At 43.7% G+C, this 23,512-nt stretch carries 18 protein-coding genes; 12 read left to right on the forward strand and 6 right to left on the reverse strand.

The features are described from left to right. Nucleotides 1-49: 49 nt before the first annotated feature. From fabV to OJ16_RS19805, 5 genes are all read left to right on the forward strand, one after another. Nucleotides 50-1,285, forward strand: coding sequence for an enoyl-ACP reductase FabV (gene fabV / locus OJ16_RS14200; protein ID WP_040991916.1), 1,236 nt, complete (start codon nt 50-52; stop codon nt 1,283-1,285). Between the two features lie 347 nt (nt 1,286-1,632). Beyond that, on the forward strand, nt 1,633-3,531 hold the full coding sequence (locus OJ16_RS14205) for a sensor domain-containing phosphodiesterase (RefSeq protein WP_040991917.1): 1,899 nt from the start codon (nt 1,633-1,635) through the stop codon (nt 3,529-3,531). Between the two features lie 141 nt (nt 3,532-3,672). Then, nucleotides 3,673-5,328, forward strand: coding sequence for an ABC-ATPase domain-containing protein (locus tag OJ16_RS14210; protein ID WP_040991918.1), 1,656 nt, complete (start codon nt 3,673-3,675; stop codon nt 5,326-5,328). Nucleotides 5,329-5,762: 434 nt separating this feature from the next. Continuing rightward, nucleotides 5,763-6,377 carry a DUF2238 domain-containing protein gene (locus OJ16_RS14215; RefSeq protein WP_040991919.1) on the forward strand — a complete coding sequence of 205 codons (615 nt, stop codon included), beginning with the start codon at nt 5,763-5,765 and terminating at the stop codon, nt 6,375-6,377. A 363-nt stretch (nt 6,378-6,740) separates the two neighbouring features. Further along, nucleotides 6,741-6,947 carry a hypothetical protein gene (locus OJ16_RS19805; protein ID WP_082030250.1) on the forward strand — a complete coding sequence of 69 codons (207 nt, stop codon included), beginning with the start codon at nt 6,741-6,743 and terminating at the stop codon, nt 6,945-6,947. A gap of 56 nt (nt 6,948-7,003) precedes the next feature. On the opposite strand, the gene OJ16_RS14220 is transcribed toward OJ16_RS19805, so the two are convergent. The 3 genes from OJ16_RS14220 to OJ16_RS14230 form a co-directional block, all read right to left on the reverse strand. Next, a complete protein-coding gene (locus OJ16_RS14220) occupies nt 7,004-7,645 on the reverse strand; it encodes an HAD-IA family hydrolase (protein ID WP_040991920.1) in 642 nt (213 codons plus the stop codon). A gap of 156 nt (nt 7,646-7,801) precedes the next feature. Then, complete coding sequence (locus tag OJ16_RS14225) at nt 7,802-9,538, reverse strand: HD domain-containing phosphohydrolase (RefSeq protein ID WP_040991921.1); 1,737 nt, start codon at nt 9,536-9,538, stop codon at nt 7,802-7,804. Nucleotides 9,539-9,618: 80 nt separating this feature from the next. Continuing rightward, the gene (locus tag OJ16_RS14230; protein WP_040991922.1) at nt 9,619-10,131 is read right to left on the reverse strand and encodes a hypothetical protein; all 513 of its coding nucleotides are present in this window, start codon (nt 10,129-10,131) and stop codon (nt 9,619-9,621) included. Nucleotides 10,132-10,292: 161 nt separating this feature from the next. Between OJ16_RS14230 and OJ16_RS14235 the strand changes: the two genes are divergently transcribed. Together OJ16_RS14235 and OJ16_RS14240 are read left to right on the forward strand one after the other, a co-directional pair. Continuing rightward, complete coding sequence (locus OJ16_RS14235) at nt 10,293-10,763, forward strand: CreA family protein (RefSeq protein WP_040991923.1); 471 nt, start codon at nt 10,293-10,295, stop codon at nt 10,761-10,763. Nucleotides 10,764-10,871: 108 nt separating this feature from the next. Further along, nucleotides 10,872-12,176: an inosine/guanosine kinase gene (locus OJ16_RS14240; protein WP_040992703.1), complete on the forward strand. Its 1,305-nt coding sequence runs from the start codon at nt 10,872-10,874 to the stop codon at nt 12,174-12,176. A gap of 151 nt (nt 12,177-12,327) precedes the next feature. Here the strand turns inward: OJ16_RS14240 and OJ16_RS14245 are convergent, their stop codons facing one another. Both OJ16_RS14245 and OJ16_RS14250 read right to left on the reverse strand, forming a co-directional pair. Beyond that, on the reverse strand, nt 12,328-12,933 hold the full coding sequence (locus tag OJ16_RS14245) for a beta-phosphoglucomutase family hydrolase (RefSeq protein WP_040991924.1): 606 nt from the start codon (nt 12,931-12,933) through the stop codon (nt 12,328-12,330). A gap of 267 nt (nt 12,934-13,200) precedes the next feature. Further along, nucleotides 13,201-14,211, reverse strand: a complete 1,011-nt coding sequence (locus tag OJ16_RS14250) for a LacI family DNA-binding transcriptional regulator (protein ID WP_040991925.1) — start codon at nt 14,209-14,211, stop codon at nt 13,201-13,203. Nucleotides 14,212-14,348: 137 nt separating this feature from the next. Here OJ16_RS14250 and manD point away from each other — a divergent pair, with 137 nt between their 5' ends. The 4 genes from manD (at nt 14,349) to OJ16_RS14270 (ending at nt 20,762) form a co-directional block, all read left to right on the forward strand. Then, a complete protein-coding gene (gene manD, locus OJ16_RS14255) occupies nt 14,349-15,566 on the forward strand; it encodes a D-mannonate dehydratase ManD (protein ID WP_040991926.1) in 1,218 nt (405 codons plus the stop codon). Nucleotides 15,567-15,658: 92 nt separating this feature from the next. Beyond that, nucleotides 15,659-16,792 carry a Gfo/Idh/MocA family protein gene (locus OJ16_RS14260; protein WP_040991927.1) on the forward strand — a complete coding sequence of 378 codons (1,134 nt, stop codon included), beginning with the start codon at nt 15,659-15,661 and terminating at the stop codon, nt 16,790-16,792. 32 nt (nt 16,793-16,824) lie between these two features. Further along, the gene (locus tag OJ16_RS14265; RefSeq protein WP_040991928.1) at nt 16,825-18,588 is read left to right on the forward strand and encodes a sodium:solute symporter family transporter; all 1,764 of its coding nucleotides are present in this window, start codon (nt 16,825-16,827) and stop codon (nt 18,586-18,588) included. A 392-nt stretch (nt 18,589-18,980) separates the two neighbouring features. Continuing rightward, complete coding sequence (locus OJ16_RS14270) at nt 18,981-20,762, forward strand: methyl-accepting chemotaxis protein (protein ID WP_236688425.1); 1,782 nt, start codon at nt 18,981-18,983, stop codon at nt 20,760-20,762. 76 nt (nt 20,763-20,838) lie between these two features. Here the strand turns inward: OJ16_RS14270 and OJ16_RS14275 are convergent, their stop codons facing one another. Further along, the gene (locus OJ16_RS14275; protein WP_040992704.1) at nt 20,839-21,678 is read right to left on the reverse strand and encodes a hypothetical protein; all 840 of its coding nucleotides are present in this window, start codon (nt 21,676-21,678) and stop codon (nt 20,839-20,841) included. Between the two features lie 329 nt (nt 21,679-22,007). Here OJ16_RS14275 and OJ16_RS14280 point away from each other — a divergent pair, with 329 nt between their 5' ends. Continuing rightward, the gene (locus OJ16_RS14280) at nt 22,008-23,438 is read left to right on the forward strand and encodes an amidohydrolase (protein WP_040991930.1); all 1,431 of its coding nucleotides are present in this window, start codon (nt 22,008-22,010) and stop codon (nt 23,436-23,438) included. Nucleotides 23,439-23,512 lie beyond the last annotated feature (74 nt).

Here is a 23,512-nt window from a genome sequence, read left to right on the forward strand (position 1 = left end):
CCTCTTTGCGCTAGATTGATAGCTTAAGCTGTTGGTTTTGGAGAACAACATGATAATTAAGCCAGAAATAACCGGAGTTGTGGCGCGCAGTGCTCATCCACTAGGCTGTGAACAAGCGATTATTAAACAAATTGAATACGTTAAAAACGCAATTCCGATCAAAAATGGCCCGAAACGTGTACTCATTATCGGTGCATCCTCTGGTTTTGGGCTCGCAGCTCGAATCGCACTCACCTTTGGTGGGGCAAAAGCCGATACTATCGGTATTTCATTCGAGCGAGCTCAAAACGAAAAAAATGTCGGCAGTGCTGGGTTTTACAACAACCTCTATTTTCAAAAACACGCTCAATCTGAGGGCCGAATAGCCGTCAACATCGATGGCGACGCCTTCTCCTCCCGGATCAAAGCTGAAGCGATTGAAGCCATTGAAACCTACTTTGAAGGTGAAGTGGATTTAATCATCTACAGTGTGGCAAGCGGCGTTCGTCCGAAGCCCGACACGGGTGAAATGTGGCGTTCTGCCATTAAACCGATCGATCAATCCGTATTTGGCGCGTCTATATCCCTAGAAGATGACCAGTGGCAGGAAACAACGCTACCACCAGCAAGCGATGCAGAAATCGAAGGCACTCTCAAAGTCATGGGTGGCGAAGATTGGGAATTATGGGTTGATGCGCTTATTAACTCAGAATCCATTGGTGAAGGGTGTAAGACCATTGCGTTTTCTTACATGGGTTCGGATATTACCCACCCTATCTATCTTGATGGCACTCTGGGTCGCGCAAAAATCGACCTACACCAAACCAGTCATTCGCTTAATTTGAAATTAGCCAACTTTAACGGTGGCGCTTACGCGACGGTTTGTAAGGCGCTCGTGACGAAAGCCAGTGTCTTTATTCCGGGCCTGAGTCCCTATTTAATCGCGTTATACAAAGTCATGAAAGCCAATGGCACTCATGAAGGCTGTATAGAGCAAATGCAACGCCTATTCACCACTAAACTTTATGGCGGTGGCACTGATCATGGCGATAAAGACAATCTCACCAAAGTCCCTGTTGATGGTGAAAGATTGATCCGAATCGATGACCTTGAGCTAGACGCCGCCACTCAGCAGCAAGTCCACACCCTGGTTAAAACAATGAATCGTGATAACTTTCAGGATATTGGCGATTATTGTGGATTTAAAAATGCCTTTTTACAGCTCAATGGCTTTGGTTTTGAGGAAGTTGACTACCATGCACCCGTTGATCTTGAACAAATCGTCACTCCAGTGATTGTGCCTTAAGCCTCCCCCGTTCGTTTGTCCCATAAATGAGACTAACACCAATACCGCATGACCCCTTGTATAATTCAGGGGGTTTCCTTGTTAAAGTAGCCCGCAGATTACAAAAAACGTTTTATACCCAAACAACTGAAGATGCAGGGAGGCGATAAGCGAACAAAGCCGATGATCCAAAGCCTATGAACCAAAGCCGATGAACCAAAGCCGATGAGCATAGATACGCTATGTGATGAAGCTTGAGAGTGCCACTCAACACCCCTACAACTTCAAGTAGGACGGGTATACGTCTACTATTAGAATATAAGCAAGGAGCTTACTCTTTTGGCTATGCCATAAAGGACTACTTCAATATGTCAAAAATCAATACTGATAAACTTGTTATCCCTGGGGAGATGACGAACAATTGGCAAAATATTGTCAATCTACTCGCCGAGATTATTTCGGTACCCGCAGCTTTGATCATGCGAGTGCATGCCGACACCATTGAAGTTGTATCAAGCAATAGCAATCGCTCGCACCCGTATAAACTTGGCGATTGCGAAGCATTAGGCCAAGGTCTGTATTGTGAGCACGTCATCGAGCATCAGGAACCATTATGCGTAAGCAACGCATTAAACAATGAGCGTTGGAACGAAAATCCCGATATCAAACTAGGGATGATTTCGTATTGTGGCTTTCCTATTAATTGGCCAAATGGCCAGCCCTTTGGCACCATCTGTCTATTGGACACTGAAGAAAATCAATTCAACAATATCTATAAAAACTTACTCCAACGTTTCAGTGAATCGATCCAAGCTCAGCTCGCTACTTTGTACCAAAATCAAAAACTTGCTCAACTGAATATCGAATTAAAATCACGTGTCAGTACCCGCACAAGAGATCTCGTTGATTTGAACTATTCGCTTAATATGGAGATTGACAAACGCAGAGCTGCCGAACAAAAAATCATTTACCATCAGCGCCATGACTTAGGCACTGGCTTTCTCAATCGCAATTCACTTGAATTTGAAGCGAACCAGATGATTAAAGATTATCAAGATAGCCCCGAGGTCAAGGCCGCCGCCATCCACATCGGCTTTACCAATGGTAAATTGCTTCAGTCGAAGCATGGATACGATCTGTGGGAGAGCATCTTGGTTCAATTTCGTGAGCGCCTTGGCAGCTTGAATCAATTTCACATCAAAACCGCTCGACCAACGTCAACCGAACTCGTCATGCTACTTCAATCTAGCCGATTGTTAGAAGACATCCACGATCTCTGTCAGCAACTCATCGCCGTTAGTCATTCTGAATTTGAGGTAGAAGGTGAAAATCATCACCTACACAGTTATATTGGCATAAGCACCACCGATGAGGCGGGTTCAGGGCACTTACTGTTAAAGTACGCCGCGGAAGCCATGCAATCTTGTACAGGTTCGGGGCATAAATACAGCTTCCACTCTCAAGACATTTCAGCGTTGCAAACCAATCGAAATCAACTTGAAAGCTATTTACTGCAAGCTGTCCGTAATGAAGACTTACTACTGTACTTTCAACCCAAAGTGTCGCCAATTAACCATAAATGGACTGGCGCTGAGGCATTACTTCGCTGGCGTCACCCTATTCTGGGCGACATCTCCAATGAAACATTGATTCACATGGCCGAGCAGAATGGCCTGATCTTTGAAGTGGGTACCTTTGTTTTGCGCTCCGCCATTCAAAAAGCAGCGGAATGGGCCGCTCATGTCACAGACTTCAAAATCGCCGTTAACATCTCGGCTGTTCAACTTAAAAATCCACATTTTGCTGAGCAAATTGAAGAGCTATTGACCGCGTATCAATTGCCCGCCGAATACCTAGAACTTGAAGTGACAGAAAGCAGCTTAATTGCTGACGAAGCCGTGGCCAAAAACACGCTGACCGCGCTACATAAAAAAGGCGTCACTTTGTCGCTTGACGATTTCGGGACTGGCTACTCTTCTTTCAATTACCTAAAAAAATTCCCGTTTGACGCAATAAAAGTGGATAAAAGCTTTATCCACCAACTCGACCATTGCGACCAAGATAAAGAGATCGTCCGCTCCATCATTAGTGTGGCGAAAAAAATGAATCTTGCGATCACCGTTGAAGGGATTGAAACTGAATTACACGAAGCATTTATCATCGCGGAAGAGTGTGAATATGGCCAAGGATTCTTCTATGGCAAACCTATGCCTTGTGATGAATTTGAAGTGCATCTACTCAACCAAAATGACGTCCAACCCTGCTAGATAAAGCGATATACTTTAAATTGGCAGCAGAACTTAGCCGAAAAGACGTTAAAAGGGCGAGATGTACCGCTTAAGCTTTACACTCAGGCGAGCGATTCCTATAATCCTCGCCTTCAACACCATCCTAAATGTGAGTTCTTTATGGATCAGCTAATCGCGACCCTAAAAAAAATCGAAAAACAGAACTACCGCGCGTATCAACAAATCAAAGGTCAATATGACTTAACCGATTTCACCCTATTTGTTGACCATGTCCAAGCTGACCCATTTGCATCTGCTTCACGTTTACGCGCTTTTCGCGCTTGGTCGTTAACAGGTTTAGAGTGGCTAAAAGAAAAATCACCCGCTTACCAAGTTGCAGCGCGTGATTTTATTGCTCGCACCTTTGCAGAATTTGCAAAACAAGAATCTCATGTCAGTATTGCCCTTCATGGCCAAACCGTCTTAGATTCAACTAATGTCGTTTTTACTGAAGAAGGCATCGAATTACGTTTTCGTGTCAATCTGCCAGCCGAAGGCCGATCCGTTTTAGGTAAAAAGTCGATCAACATCCTGACTTTCCATTTACCTAAGTTTATCCGCCGCGCAACCATCGCTCGTGAGATCGACATTGCCGCGCTTGAACACCATTGCCAGATTATTGAAGATCAAGAAGCAATGCGTGCACAACTTGAGCAACATAACCTTATTGCCTTTATCGGTAATGGATCAGTTTTGCCTCGTCTTGCTGGCAACTGTGATTTACCGATGAAAAACGCAGTTGAATTCATCGCACCTGAATCATTACAAGTGACGTTGGACACACCAAATAGTGGCCCTATTCAAGGCCTTGGTATTCCGAAAGGCATCACACTCATTGTAGGCGGCGGTTTCCACGGTAAATCGACGCTACTAACCGCGATTGAACGCTCGATTTACAACCACATCCCTGGTGATGGTCGTGAACGAATCGTAACCCAATTGGAAGCCATGAAAATTCGCGCAGAAGATGGTCGCTGTGTTCACAACTTAAACCTGTCGAACTACATCAATCACCTGCCTATGGGCAAAGATACCGCTGACTTTTCAACTCAAGATGCGTCGGGTTCAACATCGCAAGCCGCTTGGTTACAAGAATCTATTGAAGCAGGTGCGCGCGGTTTGTTGATCGATGAAGATACGTCAGCGACCAACTTTATGATTCGTGACGAACGCATGCAGGCTTTGGTGAGCAAAGGTGATGAACCGATTACTCCGCTTGTCGATCGTATTGGCCAACTATGTTCAGAGCTCGACATTTCAACCATCGTGGTTATGGGTGGCTCAGGTGACTATTTAGACGTTGCGAACACCGTGATTCAAATGCACGACTACCAAGCGGTCGATGTGACAGAAAAAGCGCAAAGTGTTATTGCTCAACACCCAACACAGCGTCATAACGAGTGCGAAAGCCCTCTTGAAACTTTCCGCCCTCGCGCGCTAAACGGCGCTGCACTGCAAAATATTTTGCTGGATGGTAAGTTTAGAGTGTCAGCAAAAGGCACCGAGTCACTGCGTTTTGGTAAGGAATTTGCTGACATTTCAGCGCTAGAGCAACTGCAATCAAGTTCTGAAGTGAATGCTATCGGTTGGCTGTGGTTCCAATTGGCGCAAATGCCAGGATGGACAAGCAATCCTTCAAAAGAAATTGCACAAATGATTGCTGGCGAATGGCACAACACCATGCCAAAACAAGGCGATCTTGCCAAGCCACGTGTTTTAGACGTGATGGCAGCCTTGAACCGACTGCGCAAGACGCAATTCAAATCGGTAAAATAAACATCACAGCGATACTATTGCCTCATTGTTGATATGGGGCAATGACGATAATAAGCGCCTTAACCGGCGCTTTTTTATTGTCGCTATAACGTTCAACGTTAACTCACTTGTTCGGTCAACACCTCGCGAGAAACAGGAGGATGCCCGCATTGTCCACATAAAGATAAAGTTACAACGTAACCCAGGCTAATTCGGCAACTACAGCAACTACAGCAACTACAGCATTAATATTGCCGCCATGATTCCCCGCCATATTTCATTTTTATTGTGTCGAACATTATTTCAATGCTAACGAAGCACCGGTCATATTTCCTGAATCATAGGTCATCATACCGACGGAGTCTCAAACCGAACCATCCTTAAATAAGAATTAATTGAACAGTGTTTTATTATTCGCTATGCTATACCTATTGAGCAAAGATAAGGACAGATAGATGAATTTACGCACTAACCACCACGTACTTAAAGTTTTAACCCTCTTATATCTGGTCGTGTTCACTTTTAGTGCCATCAACCCGTTATCTCGCGCCGTTTGGGTGGCGGAGATTATCCCTGTTGTCGCGGTGCTTGGTCTCATTTGGTGGGTATCTCGTGAGTTTGTTTTTTCTAAAACAGCCTATGTCCTCATGTTTGTCTGGATTGTATTGCACACCATCGGGTCAAAATACACATTTTCAGAAGTCCCCTTCGATTGGTTCAATCAATTAATTGGCTCTGAAGAACGCAATCATTTTGATCGCGTTGCCCATTACTCTATTGGCTTTTTTGCCTACCCAATCGCTGAATATTTAACCCGCAATCAATTAATGAAGCCCAAATTGGCGTGCATATTCTCCCTGTTCGCTATCATGTCTCTAGCAGCAGGCTATGAAATTATTGAATGGTGGTATGCGGCACTCGCTGGTGGCGAAGAAGGTATTGCATTCTTAGGTTCACAAGGTGACGTATGGGATGCACAAAAAGACATGTTGATGGACACATTAGGCGCAACATCAGCCATCATTTTAATGGGCCTGCAAGGGCGACTTTCAGCGCCAACGCCAAAATAACACGTCATTAGAGAATACAGCCCTCACCGACTCATCGTTTGTAAGGGCTGACGCAATGCAAAAGAAAAGAATCTCACACAGAATGGGGCTTACATTCCAAACTCTCAAGAATTGTCTTCGGAAGAACTCAAAGTAGTGTTTTACTGGCAATAAGCTTTGACATTATAAAATAATCAAAGCGTTTTTCATGAAGTCCATCGCAAAGTAAACGACTATCACAGAGCACTGACGTTTACCCACCGACGTTGAACTAAAATAACATTGTTAACAAATACAAAACTATTTAGCCTTAAGGCTAAAACCATAATAAATATTATTACGCTTTATATTTAGACTATTTTATTCGCCTGCTTTGGAGAGAAAATGAAGAAAAACAATACCCCTGCGCTTGATTACCCATCCTGCCCTCTATGTGGTAGCGATGAATACCTTCTCTCTGGTTCTGGTTCGATGCTTTGCTCAGAGTGCGGATCTTTCTTTGAAAATATCAATCTAATCATGACAAGTGGAACGCTGAATATAAAATCTGCACAGCCGATTTACAGCGGACACAGTGTGCTCATGCACTAATTCTTTCATTCCCGAATAAAACGCCTTAATCAGGCGTTTTATTTCGTTCATCGTCTTTATACGTAAGCATCTAGCTCATTTAGAGTATGGATGGTGGCATACGTTCCAGGATAAGAACGGTAGTTTATTCCTTCCAACTGAATGGTTTTCATCCCCGCCCTTAGGCCCGCTTCTAAGCCTTTAGGGGTATCATCTACATACACGCAATCATCAACCTGATAACCCATATTCATGGCGCTGTATAAAATCAAGTCCGGCTCAGGCTTCCAACTGTTGGTATCAAACGCTGAAAACATTTTACCTTTAAAGTAAGGCTCTAATCCCGTTAACTCTAGCGCATGTTCAATTTTATCTTTTGGACCGTTAGAGACCACGCAATAGCTGATACCACGATCATCGAGCAGTTCGAGCGTTTCTTTCACCCCTTTCATTGGCTTTAATTCTTTTTCAAATAAAGTTTTGAGGGTTTCTCGGTACAAGGGCTCTAATGTATCCAACGACACATTTAACCCTAGCCGATGCTGAGTATCATTTAAAATATCGGCAAGCTTTCCACCAACAAAATGCGCTTTCGCCTCTTCTACAGACAAATGTGCGCCAAATTGGCTAAAAACAGCGGCGAGCGCGCGGCAACATAGAATTTCGCTATCAACGAGCGTTCCTTCACAATCGAAGATGACACATAAGGTTTGATTCATAATGAACCACCTCTATTTGTTATTTTTCGTCTCTAAAATAGTATGTGTATTCTCGATTCGTAACAGGTTTGAGTTAACAAAATAGCAAGTTGGAAGCTAACGATGATGAAAAACACTGCCCACGTCACTCTACGGGTTTCGAGCGCGAATCAATCTCTACGTTTTATCCGGCGAATCATCACGAATATCAATGAAGAGATCTAAGTTATCGAGCAACAACTGAGTAAGATGGGGGTCAAATTGTGCGCCTTTTTCATTTTGAAAATGCTCAACAACCTGCGCAAGTGGCCATGCTTGCTTATAGCATCGCTCACTGAGTAACGCATCAAACACATCCGCAATAGCCGTAATGCGCGAAAAAATGTGGATTTCTTCGCCCGCCAAGCCATTAGGGTAGCCTTGACCGTCCCAGCGTTCATGATGCTCATGAGCGACAGTGGCGGCTAAATGGAAAATCTCCCCACGGCTGGCATTCAATAAATGGTAGCCATATGAAGTGTGCGTTTGCATGATTGCCCACTCCTGCTCGTCCAATTTACCCGGCTTATCGAGGATCGCTTCAGGAATCGCGATCTTTCCAACGTCATGCATTGGGCTAACAATTTCTATCAGTTCAATTTCTCTATGCGTCAGTCCCACTATTTTAGCAAGTGAAGAAGACAATTGAGCGACACGTTTGACGTGGTTGCCTGTTTCGCCAGATCGGGTTTCAATCGCTTCACCTAACATAACGATCATATCTTTTTGAGTTTTTAGGGTCTTTTTCTGTAACCGCACTATTTTTTTATTCTTTTTGTTAAGTTCACGCTTCTGCTTAATGGAAATTGCCTGGGTAATAATGATGGTCGACATCGTTAAAAATATCGCGGCAACAATAAGTAAGAGTCGCCAATTTTTTTCAATAAAACTCTCTGGCTTATTAAGCAGTAGCGCGTTATTTGGTAAGTAATTTGCGTCAAAACCGTGTCGCTGAAAGGCATGGTAATCAAAGACGGGCCTAGCGGAACTTCCTTCTTCAAGCGGAGGATAAGAGCCAATTTCAATAAATTCGTTAAGTGCATAAACCATCTGCTTGCCCAACGATTTTGAACGGTTTACATAGCCCCCAACCACACCATTTTTTATATAAAACTCCCAAAAAACAAAAACGGGAGCGACACTATTAGACGCGATCTCGTGGGCGATATACTGATAACGGTGATAAACTCCCTGTGAGACGGCGGTATTATAATGCGTTAAGATCACCGCGTCGTTTGGGCTAATCTCTCGTAGCTGCCGTCCAACATCAGCCAAAGGTAAATCTCGAATTTCAACAATCGTCGCTTGAGGATATTGGCTCAAAAACGCGATCGTTTTTTCTCGGATGAGCTCAGATGTTTTACTTTTATCAGCAATATAATACAAGCGTTCTAAATTTGGACGAAAACGTCGGATAAGCTCAAACGTTTTTTCGACTTCGTCTTGTTCATAAAATATGCGTGCTTGATGAGTCACCCCCTCAAGCGAGGCTTTAGGGTTGTTAATGCCAGCGGCAATGATGGGTAACCCAGCGAATCGATTTCCAGGCCAGCGATTTATCAGCTCTAAAGCATTATCGTCCGTAACCAAGACGGCATCGAAAGAATAGTCTTTATATTTGGAATCAAAATAATAGGTAAATTCATCTAGATAAGCTTTATGGAAAATGCGTTTTGTATCCAAAAACTCTAGCGACATTCTTACTTTGCTATTGGAGTTCGCAAGCGCCTCTTCAATACCTTTTTGAAAATCAGCCGTCCATTGATAGGAGGAAGAATAGGAATGCAGTACCAATACGTTTTTACTCTGCCATTGATTGGCAAACGCCATGGATGAAAAAACCGTTACCAAAACAACGAAAACCATTCGATACATCAAGGTCACTGCATTCTAACTATTAAAATCACGAATAGAGCTAACATAACACAATGAAGGGTTATCCCCTTACGCAAGCATTACATTTCAAGATATACATCACTATTAGCGATCATATCTGCTTTCTTTTGTAGCAATGCCTTTGCAAAACTTGCCTTGATCTCACTCGCATTATCTCGCGTAGCAATATCAGAGAACAACACTTGGTCATTGTCGCGAGTGACAATCGCCGTAGCAACCGCTTCACCGTCTTCAAAACCTAAATACAATTCACAAGGTTCTTCATAAATGATCTGGGTTAGGAATTCGACCATCAGCTGTTGTTCCGCTTCTGATTCCCACAGTTTAGAGTAAAGCACCGAAAACATTACGGTTAAGCGATGAAAATCAACCAAAAAGACATCGTCACTTGAGAATCGGTCTTGAGCGGTATTCAACTCTTCGCTCGTAATACGTTGGTATTGCTTTCCGGCAATTTTTTCCTGATACAGTTTTCGTCCAGCTAAACTTTCTTTTGTTGGAAATTCAACATCGACATGATTGTAAAGCCAGTTATTTTTTATATCTGCGATTGCAAGGGTTTCAATTGTCATTATTTATCAGCCACACCATAGATTCAATGCTGAGCTTAATCAGCGTACCGCATGAATACAAGCAGTAACGTCATTCTAACTCATAAAAGTTTGTCAAACTTCATCACGGAGTCGTTTCAATATATGGTAAACTTTGTAAAAACCAATACACGGATTTTAATATGTATAAAAATATTGCTCTTGTTTTACTTGCTGGTTCTGCCCTAACAGGCTGCGACAGTGGCGAAGTGGGCGACGTCAGCCTAGGTCTTTTTACCATGAAGGACATTAAACTGAATCACCTACAAGATCCTACCGTGACAGGGGTAACTTGCCACATCGCTTCAATCGAAGCAGATTTTAGCCTCGCCGACCCAAGTGACAGCTCTATTTCATGTCGCCAAACAGGTGAAATCACGCCTGAAATGATTGCTCAAATCGACAAATCAAATGATGGCGAAGTCGTATTTAAAAAATCCAAAAGTATTTTTTTCAAATCAATGAAAGTACGCCGCATTTTTGACCCAGAAAACCAAACGTTGATGTACTTATCATATTCAACCAAAGAAACCTCGGGCAGTTTCAAGCACAGTCTTTCAACCGTACCATTGTGGGGCACGAAAGCCTACGGCGCGTACGCTGGCGAAAAATAGTTCAAAAAAGTGCCAAACGACGCTGCTTGGCACTTTAATGTCACCATAATGAAAGAATTTTTTCATTAATGTGATATAATACAGAAAATTTCCTACTCCCTTTTAATGATGAAGTTTCCTGGCCAGCGTAAATCTCAGCACTACTTTCCGACTCATGCTCGTGATCCATTGATCAATCAGGCGCAGCAACCATCAAAACTCTACCGACCAATTATTGTTGGCGTAGGGCAAACTATCGTGGATATCGAAGCTCGTGTTGACGACGAATTTTTGTCTAAATACAACCTGAGCAAAGGACACTCTTTGGTTCTTGAAGAGAGCCAAGCTGACGCGCTGTATGCCGAGTTGGTTGAGCAAGGTCTGATTTCACACCAATACCCTGGCGATACCATTGGCAATACTCTGCACAACTATTCTGTTCTTGCAGACAGCAAATCGGTATTACTTGGGGTAATGTCACGCAACATCGAAGTGGGCTCATTCGCTTATCGCTATCTATGCCGAACGTCTGCACGAATGAACCTCAATCACTTACAAACGGTTGAAGGTCCTATTGGTCGTTGCTACACCCTTATTACGCAAGATGGTGAACGTACGTTCGCGATTAACGAAGGCCATATGAACCAGCTTCTGCCTGAAAGCATCCCTGATGATGTTTTTGATAAAGCATCGGCTCTCGTGGTTTCTTCTTATCTAATGCGTGGTAAGCCTGAAGACCCAATGCCTAAAGCGGTAGCGCGTGCGGTTGAAATTGCTAAATCGAAGAACGTTCCTGTTGTGCTGACACTAGGTACAAAATGGGTTATCGAAGGCAACGCAGAGTGGTGGCAAGAATACCTAAAAGAAAACGTCAACGTTGTCGCAATGAATGAAGAAGAAGGCCAAGCCCTAACTGGCTTTAGCGATCCTCTTCAAGCTGCAGACCGCGCGTTGGAGTGGGTAGATCTTGTATTATGCACTGCGGGTCCTAATGGACTTTACATGGCTGGTTTTAGTGATGAAAGTGTTGCTCGTGAAACGGAACATTCTGTTGTAGATAGCACCATTGCCGAATACAACCGCTTTGAATTTAGCCGTGCGATGCGTAAGCAAGATTGCGAAACACCAACCAAAGTGTACTCTCATATTGGCCCTTATCTTGGCGGTCCAATGGAGATCAAGAACACCAATGGCGCTGGTGATGCTGCGTTGTCTGCATTGCTGCATGATATGGCAGCAAACAGCTTCCATGAAGTGACAGTTCCAAACTCAGCAAAACATACACAGAAATACCTGACGTATTCATCTTTATCTCAAATTTGTAAATACGCAAACCGAGTGAGCTACGAAGTACTCACTCAGCACTCTCCTCGCCTATCTCGTGCACTACCAGAACGCGAAGACAGTCTAGAAGAAGCCTATTGGGATCGTTAAATTCCCACTCTTTATTCTAGAGTTACTGTCTTAAAAACGCCGCGATTTTCGCGGCGTTTTTGTAGGTGGATATATCATACCAATCACGATAAAAACGCTGACCACTTATCTATGGTGGTGCGTGTTTCGGTGATTGGCATGATCAAACCTTTTACTTTTCTGAATATGGGTAAAAGACTAACTCCCCTTCCTCTACCATGTAGCAATCCATTTGTGCTGAATGCGCGGCCTTTTTTCCAAGCTCTGTATCTTCAAACACAACACACTGACTTGGCTCAACCTGCATCGCATGCGCCGCTTTGATGAAAGTATCAGGGTGTGGCTTATGCGCCTCTACATCATCGGATGAGACCAATACGTCAATTTGTGGCCATAAACCTGATTGCTTGAGTAGGCGATCAGCAAGTTCATGTCGACTACCCGTGCCAATAGCCATCGGTTTTTTACCTGAAAAATGCTGAAGTACTTGGTTGGTACACTCAATAATAGCGACATCATTCGACATTTGATCAAACGTTGCCATCTTAAATTGGCTCAGCTCTCGTGCATCTAAATCAAGATCAAATTGGCGATTCAGCTCCCCTACGATTTTGTAGCTCGGCATGCCACCTAAAGCATTCATCCAATGGCGAGTAAATGGGAAACCGTATTTTTGCGCTGTTAATTCCCATGCATCAAGATGTATTGGCATACTATCCAGTAGGGTTCCATCCATATCAAAAATAAACCCTTGATAGTGCTCAAACTTTACAAACATAAGACTCACTTAAATTTAATAGATACACGTTGTAGGTTAACGGATGAAACATCAAACAACACGATTTTTCATCCCACTTATTCCGTTTACTTAACTAACTTGGAAATACATTTACGTCAAAAAAGATGAGCGACGTTATCAGCAATTTTAATCGACAAAAATGATCATAGACTTAGGTTAATCAGTAACGTTTCGCACACGACGCGAAAGAGTCGTCGTGCAGTAAATAAATGTCGCACGATTATCTGAAATCGGGAGCTAATAAGATTAAGACAAGTTTTTACATGATGCACGAGAGATGAGCGTGCACGGAACCACAATGCGTTGCAACTGCGTGTGCTGCGCTTGAATTGCTTCTAAAGCAAGCTTACCGCTTTCATACCCTATCTGATACGCATCTTGCTTAATTACCGACACTGGTACTTTAAACAATTCCACCATTGGGATTTCGTCAAAACCCAGAAGCGACACGTCTTCAGGAATAACGACATTCTCGGCATTAAATAACTTTAGTAAATCCGTTGTAATAGCAAGGTGCTGACTAAAAAATGCAGTTGGCCCTTTATCATCGGCGATTAACGTTAGTGGATTTTTTGCGAACCCCTCCTCTCGACTCCAATGGAGCACGCTTTGCGTCTCAACTTGAATGCCATATTTATTGAGCGCGCCCAGATACCCTTGGTAACGAGCTTGGCGAGAGTAACTTTGACTAAATTCTTGAGCAACAAAACAAATTCTTTGGTGACCTAAATTAATTAAATGCTCGGTCGCCTGGAAAGCGGCTTCTTTATAGTCTGACACCACAATATGCCCTGGGCAATCCTCGTATTCGAGCTGGAACTGAATCACCGGCATTCCATTCGCCATAAACTCGTTGATTAAATTCGAGTTTAAACCCGATGAGGTAATGATAATGCCATCAACACACATTTGTTGCAGAGCTAACAGCGCACGCTGCTCGACGTTCGCGTCAAAATCACTGTTGTAGATCAAGACGTTATAATTATTCTGCTTACAATAATCATCGATCCCTCGTATCACATGGCTGGTGTTGTAACCCGCAATATCGCGCACAACGACCCCCACCGTTTTGGTCTTTTCTGACTTAAGACTACGCGCAATCGCGTTAGGTACGTAGTTAAGTTCTTTAATCGCGTCTTGTATCTTCTGCTTGGTACTGAGCGACATATGCCCATAGCGTCCATTCAAATACTGAGAAACCGTACTTTTTGAAACACTGGCATGATTGGCAACATCAATGATTCGAATTTTTTTCATATGGTTTTATTTAAACTGTTAACAACGTCAAATTTAGTCCGTTGACATTCTAATCTCGACACTCGATTATTGCAAGTACACCGATTTACCAAACCGATTTACCAAATCGGTTTACTTGTAAAAATGAGAGATTTAGAATGAAAATTACTGACGTTAAAGTTTTTGTGACTAACCCTGGCCGAAACTTCGTTACGGTTAAAGTTATAACAGAAGATGGTACCTATGGATTGGGTGATGCCACACTCAATGGCCGTGAAATGGCGGTTCACACCTACATCGAAGAGCACGTTAAGCCGTGCTTGATTGGGCGAGATGCGCATTGTATTGAAGACATTTGGCAATATTTATATATGGGTGTGTACTGGCGTCGCGGCCCAATAACAATGGCTGCAATTGCCGCGATTGACATGGCGCTTTGGGACATCAAAGGCAAAGTGGCAGGCTTACCTGTTTATCAACTGCTTGGTGGCAAATGTCGTCAAGGCGTTCGGTTATATGCGCACGCGAATGGCGAAACCATTGAAGATACGCTTGATAAAGCGGCGCAATGCATTGAACAAGGTTTCGACGCAATCAGGCTACAAGCGGCCATCCCTGGGCTGAAAGAAACCTATGGCGTACTAGGCGATAAAAAGGATTACTTTGAACTGCAAGGCAATCGACCATTACCGCCTGAGCAGGAGTGGTCAACAAAAAAATATTTCAAACTGGTGCCTGAACTGTTTGCCCAAGCAAAAGCACGCTTTGGTGACGACGTTGAGTTTCTCCACGATACCCACAGTCGCTTAACACCAATTGAATCAGCCAAACTCGGTAAATTACTTGAACCGTATGATCTGTTGTTTTTAGAAGATGCCTCCATCGCAGAAAATCAAGAAAACTATAAATTGATCCGACACCACACCACCACGCCATTAGCCTTAGGTGAAACTTACAACACGATTTGGGATTGCAAAGATCTTATTCAAAACCAATGGATTGACTACATTCGTACCGCCGCAACACACGCGGGTGGTATTACCGGTATGAAGAAAATTGCTGACTTTGCTGCGATATACAACATTCGTACCGCGCCACATGGCGCCCCAGACCTATCCCCGATTTGCTTCGCTGCACACATGCATTTGAATATCTCCACCCACAACTTTGGTATTCAAGAATTCGTTGGGTTTGGCAACGAAATTAGCCAAACCATTTTCAAGCACGACATGAGATTGGAAAACGGCATGATTATCGTCAGTGACGCCCCAGGTCTTGGCATTGAATTTGACGAAGTTCAAGCCGAAAAATACACCTACAAACGCTCATACTTGCCTGTCAGCCGTTTAGAAGACGGCACATTGTGGCACTGGTAATACAAATCAAAGGTAATCGCTTAGGCGTCAACTCTCGCACCTAAAGGGCTTTTACCGTTTAACACAGCATTTAGCTTAATTTGGAGTGGAAAATGAAAAAGAAAGTACTGGTCTATGGAACAGGCTTTGCTGGCCAAGGACATGTGCAAGCATTTCGCGACGCAGGCGCTGAAGTCGTTGGAATTGTTGGTCGCACCCAAGAGGTCGTGGCCGATGTCGCGCAGCAGCTCGACATTCCCTACTTTAGCACTGATTGGCAATTGGCATTGGAAATGTGCAAGCCAGATATCGTCTCGATTGCCACCCCCGGAGGTGCGCATGCCCAAGCGATCAAACAAGCCATTCATTTCGGTTGTCATGTATTTTGCGATAAACCGCTAACCGAGAGCGGTGAAACGGCATTGGAGCTTTATAAGCTCGCCCAAGAAAAACAGGTTAAAACCGCCTTTGCGGCCAGTTTCCGTTATATGCCGGAGATCATTCACGCTGCTCGACTTGTTGCTCAAGGAGCCATTGGAGAACCCACCGAAGTGGAGTGTATCTCACACTTTAACCTGGATAAAAACATTCCCTTTGGTTGGTCGCATCGCAGTGAAGCTGGCGGTGGTCGCCTCAACAACAATTTCACCCATTTGATTTCCATTGTCACCTCAGTGATTGGAGACACTATTTTATCGATCAGTGGTGAAGTGCGTAACGATATGCCCAAAGCGCCCGTAGTCGAGGGTGTTCACAACTTTATTGAGCGTCGTAATTTCATTCCTCAAGATATCAACGACCCAAGCCTTGAATGGCGTGAGTGTGATGTTGAGTGGTCTTACACCGTTCTCGCACAGATTGAAAGCCGGATACCCGCCGCTCAGCCTGTCTCGGTACTTTTCAAACATGGCGGCTTAACCCCGCGTTATAACGAAGACTATATCGCTTTTTATGGGACTCAAGGTGCCATTTATATTAAAGGGCATTATGGCGATGGACCACTCTATTTATGGAATGGCCATCAATGGCAAGAGCAAACATTACCCGAAGACATTAGCGCACAACTCCCCGATATTAGCTGCGATACTCAGCGCAGTTGGACTCACCTTGCTCGCCAGTTAGTGGACGATATAAGTGGGCTGCAAGTCGCTCCTTATCAGACATTTGAAGACGGTTGTAAATACCAGATGATCATTGATTTACTGAGAAAAAATGGTTGTTGGGTAGATGTGGAACATATGATGTAAAACACCTTTAAGGATAAATAAGGGACAAAAATATGATATATGATTACGCAGTGATATTCGGCTATTTTGTACTGATAGTCGCCATCGGATTTGTATTTCAAAAAATGGCGAACCGATCCACCAGCGACTATTTCCGTGGAGGCGGTAAAATGTTGTGGTGGATGGTGGGCTCTACCGCTTTCATGACTCAGTTTTCAGCATGGACATTTACCGGCGCGGCGGGTAAGGCGTTCTCTGATGGCTTTGCTGTTACATTGGTGTTTCTCGCCAATACGGCAGCGTATTTTTGTAGTTATCTCTATTTCTCCCATCGTTTTCGTCAAATGCGAGTCGATACACCGACAGAAGGTATTCGTCGTCGATTTGGACATCAGAACGAGCAATTTTTTTCATGGGCACTCATCGCATTTAGCTTCATCAATGCCGGCGTTTGGCTAAACGCACTGGGTGTATTCTCAAGCGCCGTGTTTGACTCTGATCTGAACATGACCATTGTCGTTACTGGGTTGGCGGTATTACTGGTCTCCGTTATTTCAGGGGCTTGGGGAGTTGTTGCGTCGGATTTCTTGCAAACCTTAGTCGTCGCCGTGGTCTCCGTCGCTTGTGCTGTCGTAGCTTTAGTCGCGGTAGGTGGACCTACACGAATGGTGACCGAATTCCCAAGTGGATTCATCATGGGACCGGATATGAACTACCCATTATTACTGGTTTGTTCATTTGTTTTCTTTGTCGTCAAGCAACTGCAAAGTATCAACAACATGCAAGATTCTTATCGATTCTTGAATGCCAAAGATACCGACAACTCACGTAAAGCGGCACTGCTTGCAATGGTTCTGATGGGCGTGGGAAGCATCATTTGGTTCATCCCTCCATGGGCTTCCGCAATTTTGTATCCAGAGGCGGCAACGTTATACCCTCAACTAGGCGGAAAGGCAGCGGATGCGGTTTACCTCGTCTTTGCTAAAAACGCGATGCCAGTTGGCACCGTCGGCTTGTTGTTGGCGGGTCTATTTGCGGCAACCATGTCGTCGATGGATTCTGCATTAAACCGCAATTCCGGCATTTTTGTCCGCAGTATTTATCAACCCCTGGTTAAGGACTCAGATAAAAGCGATGCTCACTTCCTTAAAGTCGGAAAAATCATTGGCTTTATTAGCGGATTGTTAGTCATCCTTGTGGCGTTATTCTTCAGTTCACTTAAAGAAATGAGCCTTTTTGAACTCATGATGTCAGTTTCCACCATGATTCAAGTTCCATTACTGATCCCGTTATTCTTTGGTATGTTGATCAAGCGAACACCAAGTTGGTCTCCTTGGGCGACCGTAATCGTCGGTATGTTCGTGTCATGGTTGATGTCTAATGTCATTACGCCTGACATCATCGCCAACTGGTTTGGCATGGAAGAGCTCACCCGCCGTGAAGCCAGCGAACTAAAAATCGCCGCTACGATTGCCGGCCATTTGGTGCTCACCACTGGATTCTTCTTTGCGACTGCGTTGCTCTATCGTGAAGAGAATGACACGCATAAAGAAGAAACAGACAAATTCTTTGTCGACATTGAAACGCCAATCATCTCTGATAACCAGTACGATGAAGTAGACGCAGAACAACGTCGTAAACTCGGGTCAATGGTAAAATGCATGAGTATTGGCTTGTTGGCGATGGTTGCCATTCCTAACCCATTATGGGGACGAGCGGTATTCTTGATGTGTGCATTGGCTATTTATGTCGTTGGCTGGGCACTCACAAAAAGTGCCATTAAAAAGGCCCCAAAAATGACCGTTCTAACACGCTAATATATATCAACGGTTAAACATCATAGCCCAGATCATTTCTGGGCTTTTTTATGCAAGAGTGTTTCTAATACATATTCTTAACTTTCACGCCGCTCACCATTGATGAATGTGCAAAAATAGGCTTGGAACTAAACATTTAACCAACCAATAGGCGAAACACCCATCCGACTACTCGCCTTCATCATCGCTCCAACGAGTATGAAAAAAACAGCATAAATTAATAAGGCCTCCCCCCCTTCGCTTTCATTGCCTCACGTTGCATAATAAATACCACTACACAGATCACCTTTAAAATCATCAACATCCGTTAATTTGTGATCATCACATCACTGATAAAATAAATATTTAATATCACGTCGCAATCATGAAAATTCTTTTTGTATCAGGATATTATGTCTGCTGCACCTAAAAAGGAATTAGCACGAACCATGAAGAAAACGCTCTCTTTCAAGATGAAACTTATTGCTATTTTCATCATTATTACTTCAATTACAATTTTGACGTCTTATTTAAGCTCTCGTCACCATATTAGTAATTATATTAACGAAAGTGATACTCAAAACATCAATAGTCAAATCAGTTTAGTGAAAGACAAATTGATTGAAGATATCAATAACAAAATCATTTTGGCGGAGAACTTAAATTTCGGATTAACCGCCATCAACTCAACGCTTGAAAAAACAGGCTTTCATAACATCATAAAAGTGGTGAGTGATCTGGTCTTTACCCCGCAAGGAAGTATCGATAATCCAAATGAAGCTCAACCATTTATCAGCCAAGTCGCGGCAGCAAATGGCAAAGTCACCGTCAGTGACATCGTATATCAGGACGGAAAACCCCTTTTAACTATCGTCGTTCCTACCGGTAATCTGCAGGGCAATATTTTCTATATCGATCTTAGCGATACTCAAGCTCTTTTAGCCTCCTCTGCCGTTGACGGCAGTTATATGGAGTTAGTCGACTCGAACAACAACATCCTGTTCTCAAACAAAATCGACGGTGACCTCATTAGTTTACCAAGTACATTTGACGTTCGTGGACATCAATGGAGCCTCACGGGTTATATCGACAACGGGTATATTTTACAAAACACAGCAAAACTCAATAATGCCATCACCCTTACATTAATCATTTCAGGCATCATTATCATCTTCCTCAGCGTGATTGCCGTTAATATCGTCTTTAAGCCCATTGTATCGCTACGTAATCTTGTTACTGATCTTTCTCAAGGCAATGGCGATTTAACCCGTCGTCTAGAAATCCATACTCAAGATGACTTAGGGAAAATCGCAACAGGCGTTAATCTGTTCATTGAAAAGCTGCAAGTTATGATGCTGGATGTCGCAAAATCAAGTGAACAAATTAAACACGAAATTAGTGCTGTCGGTGAAAATGCCGATTCTAATCAAACCCTATTAACAGCCCACGCCAAAGAAACCGAGCAAGTGGTCACCGCAATCACAGAAATGAGCTCAACCGCTGAATCTGTCGCCCAAAGCGCAGCTAACGCAGCAAAACTGACGCATCAAACCAACGATGAAGCCAATCACTCTAAAGCCGTCGTTCAAGAAGCGGTGCAGAGCGTCTCTGCTCTTGTTGAAGAAGTGGCCAGTATGTCCCAATCAATTACTGCAATGAGCAAAGATACTGACCAAATTGGTGCTGTGCTCGGGGTCATCGGCGAAATTGCTGAACAAACGAATTTGCTGGCACTTAATGCTGCCATTGAGGCCGCTCGCGCGGGTGAGCAAGGACGTGGATTTGCGGTTGTCGCAGATGAAGTGCGCGCCCTCGCCGCCCGTACTCAACAAAGTACCTCTCAAGTAAATGAGATGCTCACTAAACTTCGTAATGGTAATAACACCGTTGTCAATGCAATGAAAACCACGCAATCCAGTTGCCAGCAAACCTCAGCAACAACGGCTCGTGTCATGGACTCATTAGATTCAATGACAGATTCAATTATTGAAATCAACGATTTAACCACTCAAATTGCAGCGTCAGCAGAACAACAAAGCGTTGTAACAGAAGAGATCACACGTAATATGACCAGCATTCAAGATATGATTAATGATATTAATCATAATGGTCAAAAAACCGTAAATAGTACGCATCAGCTCACCAATACCAATACACAGCTCGGTGATGTTGTGGGGCGCTTTAAACTAAACTGAGAATCGTAATCACAAGCGAGCCTATCTTAGGCTCGCTTTTTATTTACCAAAACAACTCATTGCCGACCACATACCGTTAAGCAAGCGCCTTTGATGCCTTGGTGTTATAACCATCATGAATGGCGATTATTTTTTGTGCCTCTAAGCTTGCCTTCGCAACCCCAAAAGAAGCGAGATATTTTGTCGTCGTATATTGGCGCGAAGCGGATTGATATTCTCTAAGCCATAACAAGAATGTCTGCTCATCAATGTCGCTTGATCGAGGAAAATCACTATTTGGACGCGTAATACCAATGCGCCATGGTTTTGGCGTTAATCGAGCTCTAAAACAATCTTGTTTTAGACATAATCGACTGTATAACGGATCGACATTGAGGTCTTTAAACAGGTTCTTGACAAATACATCACCCGGCGAGCATTGCTTATTGGTTAAAATAAAACGAATGCCTGAGTGCGTTTCATAGACCCGAAAAGATAACGTTGGATGATTTTTTTGGTAGGTTTCAATTATTTTTAAAACATAATTCTTATCTTTTTTCTTTTTCCCAAACTTGGACAGTATTTGGTCCAAAAAACGCACGGGTTGAATATCGATATCGCCGAACACGATATTATTGGTATTTAGAATGGAGGCGCCATAAGCGTTACGACTAATAATGGCAATGGCTTCCCCTGATTCACCAGACACCTCTTCGAGAATTTCTTCTCTGACAAACCCCATCCAATATTCATACTCTGCACTTTTTGATAAGTCACCATTTAGAAAGGCAGCCATTGAAGAAAGCCTTCTGGACGCATGTTCGCTCGCGTCTTCCTCACTCTCATTCGAAGCCCCCCAAATGGATAACTTTTCCCGACCAAAAAGTTTACCGTCTACATTCACCTCACGCTTTTTCCAATATTTAGCAAATTTCAATCTATCCTCCAACACTCACCTAAGTCCTTAGCCCACGATTTACTCTACACGGGTACCTCAATGTTTCGGTCATCGGAGATCAAAAATGGAACGCACAAAACACCAGCGTGTAACTGGCGATACGGACTTTCACTTCATTGCTGCGCCTTGAGAATTCACACCCACTTCAAATAGCCCAGCCACCGCTCATTTAACCACCGATATCTCATTTTTTTGTTCACCACCTCATTGTTTTGCATCTTACTGTTCGCTTCCTGCTTTGCCCTCTTTTATGATGCGCGCGATTTGAGTTTAACGTTTGCTTAATTGCCCATTACAAGAGAAGAATAATGAACAAACCGACTTTGCTGGCCGCCGTGATTACGCTAGCCCTTTCTGGCTGCACACAGTTTGCACCAAACTACAATGCCGACCTTATCATCACCAATGGCGAGGTGCTGACGATAGATAGCAATATGTCCATCATTGAAAATGGTGTTGTTGTCGTTAAAGATGACAAAATTATTGCCGTTGGTGAGGCGGAGTTGGCAGATCAATATCGCGCGCCGAAACAGATTGACGCGCAAGACGGCATTGTGATGCCCGGAATGATCAATACACACAACCATTTACCGATGATCGCCTTTCGTGGTTTGGGTGAAGAAGGCATCTCAAATCGACTGTTTGCCTACTTCTTCCCATTAGAAGGCGAAAAATTAAGTCGTGAGTTAATCTACAATGCGACCAAATTAGGCGCGATTGATTTAGCTCAAAGTGGTGTGACGACCTACGCCGATATGTACTATCACATGGATGAAATGGCCAAAGCGACCAAAGAAGTCGGTTTGCGTGCTGTACTTGGACAAACGGTGATCAAATTCCCAGTTGTCGATAGCAGTGCTCCTTATGGCGGCATTGAATACGCACAAGGCTTTATCGAACAATACAAAAATGACCCATTGATCACGCCTGCTTACGCGCCGCACGCTGTTTACACAGTCAGTAAAGAGAAGCTTCAAAAAATCAATCAATTGTCAAAGCAACAAGATGTACCCGTGCTGATTCACGTCGCTGAATTTCCAAATGAAGAAACACGCATCAAAGAAGAGCACCAAGCAAACTCACCTGTTGAGTACATGGATCAAATCGGCATTTTGGATGAACGCGTCGTGCTAGCGCATGGTATTCACTTCTCAGAAAAAGACATTGAGCTCGTTAAAAAAGCGGATGCTGGGGTCGCGTATAACCCGATGGCGAACGCAAAAGGCGCCACTGGTATGGCACCTGCGTGGGATATGTACCGCTCTGACGTACGCATAGGTTTAGGGACCGATGGACCAATGAGCTCTAACCAAGTCGATTTGTGGCGCACCCTAAGCTATGCAACCACCATGCAACGTTTAAAGCATGATGACCGCACCATCATGATCCCAGAACAAGTGATCGAAATGGCGACCATTGGCGGGGCAAAAGCTCTGCACATGGAATCACGCATTGGTTCGCTAGAAGTCGGTAAACAAGCAGACATTATTATTGTCGAAACACAATCAGCGAATATGATGCCTAACTATGACCCATACGCAACTCTGGTATTCCAAGCGAACCCAAGTAATGTCGATACAACCATCGTAAACGGCCAAATCATAATGGAGAACCGCCAGATGCAAACAGTCGCGTTAGATGATGTTCGAGGCACAATTGACGCGATGGAAGCCGATATCAGCGCTTTTGCTAATGAGTTAGCGAAAAAAGCGATTAAATCAAAGAGCTTAATGGACTAGAAAGTCATCATAACCGGTTATAAATAAGCCCGCTTTTCAATGCACGTTAAAGTGGGCTTATTCGTTGATATGAC

The organism is Vibrio renipiscarius (assembly GCF_000827885.1).
GTDB classification, from domain to species: Bacteria; Pseudomonadota; Gammaproteobacteria; order Enterobacterales; family Vibrionaceae; genus Vibrio; species Vibrio renipiscarius.

Coding starts and splice junctions, on each gene's coding strand:
- OJ16_RS14225 (WP_040991921.1), bottom strand. CDS start 9,538: ATGTATCGAATGGTTTTCGTTGTTTTGGTAACGGTTTTTTCATCCATG.
- OJ16_RS14260 (WP_040991927.1), top strand. CDS start 15,659: ATGAAAAAGAAAGTACTGGTCTATGGAACAGGCTTTGCTGGCCAAGGA.
- OJ16_RS14230 (WP_040991922.1), bottom strand. CDS start 10,131: ATGACAATTGAAACCCTTGCAATCGCAGATATAAAAAATAACTGGCTT.
- OJ16_RS14245 (WP_040991924.1), bottom strand. CDS start 12,933: ATGTTTGTAAAGTTTGAGCACTATCAAGGGTTTATTTTTGATATGGAT.
- OJ16_RS14270 (WP_236688425.1), top strand. CDS start 18,981: ATGTCTGCTGCACCTAAAAAGGAATTAGCACGAACCATGAAGAAAACG.
- OJ16_RS14240 (WP_040992703.1), top strand. CDS start 10,872: ATGAAGTTTCCTGGCCAGCGTAAATCTCAGCACTACTTTCCGACTCAT.
- OJ16_RS14235 (WP_040991923.1), top strand. CDS start 10,293: ATGTATAAAAATATTGCTCTTGTTTTACTTGCTGGTTCTGCCCTAACA.
- OJ16_RS14280 (WP_040991930.1), top strand. CDS start 22,008: ATGAACAAACCGACTTTGCTGGCCGCCGTGATTACGCTAGCCCTTTCT.
- OJ16_RS14205 (WP_040991917.1), top strand. CDS start 1,633: ATGTCAAAAATCAATACTGATAAACTTGTTATCCCTGGGGAGATGACG.
- OJ16_RS14215 (WP_040991919.1), top strand. CDS start 5,763: ATGAATTTACGCACTAACCACCACGTACTTAAAGTTTTAACCCTCTTA.
- OJ16_RS14265 (WP_040991928.1), top strand. CDS start 16,825: ATGATATATGATTACGCAGTGATATTCGGCTATTTTGTACTGATAGTC.
- OJ16_RS19805 (WP_082030250.1), top strand. CDS start 6,741: ATGAAGAAAAACAATACCCCTGCGCTTGATTACCCATCCTGCCCTCTA.
- OJ16_RS14250 (WP_040991925.1), bottom strand. CDS start 14,211: ATGAAAAAAATTCGAATCATTGATGTTGCCAATCATGCCAGTGTTTCA.
- fabV (WP_040991916.1), top strand. CDS start 50: ATGATAATTAAGCCAGAAATAACCGGAGTTGTGGCGCGCAGTGCTCAT.
- manD (WP_040991926.1), top strand. CDS start 14,349: ATGAAAATTACTGACGTTAAAGTTTTTGTGACTAACCCTGGCCGAAAC.
- OJ16_RS14220 (WP_040991920.1), bottom strand. CDS start 7,645: ATGAATCAAACCTTATGTGTCATCTTCGATTGTGAAGGAACGCTCGTT.
- OJ16_RS14210 (WP_040991918.1), top strand. CDS start 3,673: ATGGATCAGCTAATCGCGACCCTAAAAAAAATCGAAAAACAGAACTAC.